Source organism: Litoribacter ruber (assembly GCF_018449405.1).
Taxonomy (GTDB): Bacteria; Bacteroidota; Bacteroidia; order Cytophagales; family Cyclobacteriaceae; genus Litoribacter; species Litoribacter ruber.
In genome coordinates this window covers 1-1,899 of record NZ_JAHCMY010000038.1, presented here as the reverse complement: position 1 = coordinate 1,899, position 1,899 = coordinate 1, and the positions used below count along the sequence as shown (strand labels likewise).

The window sequence follows — 1,899 nt, the reverse complement described above, 5'->3', positions numbered from 1 at the left end:
CTGCGCTGGATTCCCTTCTGGACTGATTAATGGATTAAGGACCTTGAGTAGCTTACGTTAATTAATCCATTCAACCCTTAAACCTATTTCATAAATCCCCGCAGGGATGATCGGGAAATAACCATTTAAACCCTACGATACTTTTCCCCTCTTAAACAATCCATTATATGGTAAGTCAATTGCCCAAAGAGAATATCTAAATAAATGGGTTAAACGCAAAAACTTTTCAATCTGGTGATCCAAATATAAAAGTCACTTCGTATATCCAATCAAACCAAAAACCAAAAAAAATACTATGAAAAAATTACGTTATGTTATTGCCCTATTGGTCGGCTTGATGCCTTTGCTGATTGCCTGCAGCAATGATGATGAACCTACACCCCAAATGCGGATGGAAACCTTTGATTATGCTTTCAATGAGGGCCAATTGGTAGGTGAGTCTACTGCCTATATGGGGGAACACCCTCGTGATCTGATGGCGAGTTTGCTTGTAGAGGAATTACCAGCCGGCAATGCCCGTATTTCCATTACATTGAACAACACGCTGGCAGGAGAGACCTATATGGTACATGCCCACGATATGGCTGACCCAGACTCGACGCCTAATGGTACGCCCTATTTGGAAGCACCTAACGCCAATGTATTTGTCGGTATGCCTACTGCTACGGGTACCTCTGTCATGTATGAGCAGGAAACCTCTTTAAGTTATGATGAGGTGTTGAATAGTTATGACGGTTTTCTGGTAGTCCATGACCCTACGCAGGAGCTAAGCACCACGGATTTGACAACGTACCTGGTTTTGGGAGTGTTTGCCCGCTAATCTATTTGCTTCCTGAAGGTATACCGGTTTATGCCATATGTTTACTTCGCAAGGTGCTGCTGTCATTTGAAGTTCAATATACTTTTAATAGCGGCTCACTGAACTACAAACAGTATTCGTGAAACCAGTTCGTAATCGGACTGGTTTTTTTAATGTACTGGGGCTAAAGCAGGTAAACATTTTCTAACCCCTACTGGCGTCAGGCAGGCTCCACTACCGTCCCGAGGCGACTCGTAATTTTATCATTGTCCTCCCTCGGGACATCTACTTTCTACTTTATCAAATAGAGGTGTTGTCAATTCGGGAATTATTAGTTATTCTTGGTTATTATATTTTTAGGGGTAATTATGAAAACAAGTAACGCCAAGATTTATTCATATCGTCAAGGGGTGTCAAAAATTTTAAGCAAGGCGGGGGTTAATGATTTCGAGGAGCCGGGCTGGCTATTTGGGAGCTTGGGGCATATGCTTTTGGGGTTGAGCTTTGTATTGACTGGAATGGTTATCACATTTGCTTTTGGGGAATGGGCCTTTGGTCCTCAAACCAATTTTGCATGGGCAAGGAGCCCTCTGATATTGTTAAATTGTGTTTTCTTTTTTCTTTTCTGGCCTTTACATTTGGCAGCCAAAGATTCATTAAGGTTTTACGATTTTTTAAAAAAGCATTATCCGGAAAAGCTTGAAGAACAAAGCTTGGTATTTTCAGAATGGATTAGCCGATTGGCAAAGCCCCGGTTAGAATTCATAATTCCATTCCTAATGATGTTTTTCGCTGCATTTTTTGCTTTTTTGAATGACGCACCCCATTGGTGGGAATACGCTAAGGCTCCAATCATAGCGCTTTTAATTACTTTCCAGGTATTTAGTATTTGGGAGAACTGGCAGTTTAAAAAGGTGATTAAAGAAGAAAAGCAAAGGCTGGAATAGTACCTTACGTTAATCCATTCATCTATTCAACTGTTTTTCTAAGCTTCTTCACCGTACCCTTTCGTGATTCCCGCTTAAGCCGCGATTCTCGTCCGGTGGGCAGGAAGGTGGGTTAGAAGGTTATTCGGCCTGCGGCCTGGTTTAGGGGTTTAG

Annotated in this window: 2 protein-coding genes; both read left to right on the top strand. The window is 41.9% G+C overall.

Annotated features, from left to right (window positions below):
• The first annotated feature begins 295 nt into the window (after positions 1 to 295).
• On the top strand, positions 296 to 820 hold the full coding sequence (locus KI659_RS18470) for a hypothetical protein (protein WP_213946870.1): 525 nt from the start codon (positions 296 to 298) through the stop codon (positions 818 to 820).
• Between the two features lie 389 nt (positions 821 to 1,209).
• Positions 1,210 to 1,746 (top strand): hypothetical protein, encoded by a 537-nt coding sequence (locus KI659_RS18465; RefSeq protein WP_213946869.1) that lies wholly within the window; start codon positions 1,210 to 1,212, stop codon positions 1,744 to 1,746.
• Positions 1,747 to 1,899 lie beyond the last annotated feature (153 nt).

Bases quoted from the DNA above. Each gene is read 5' to 3' on its own strand.
- KI659_RS18470 (WP_213946870.1), top strand. From the start codon at position 296: ATGAAAAAATTACGTTATGTTATTGCCCTATTGGTCGGCTTGATGCCT.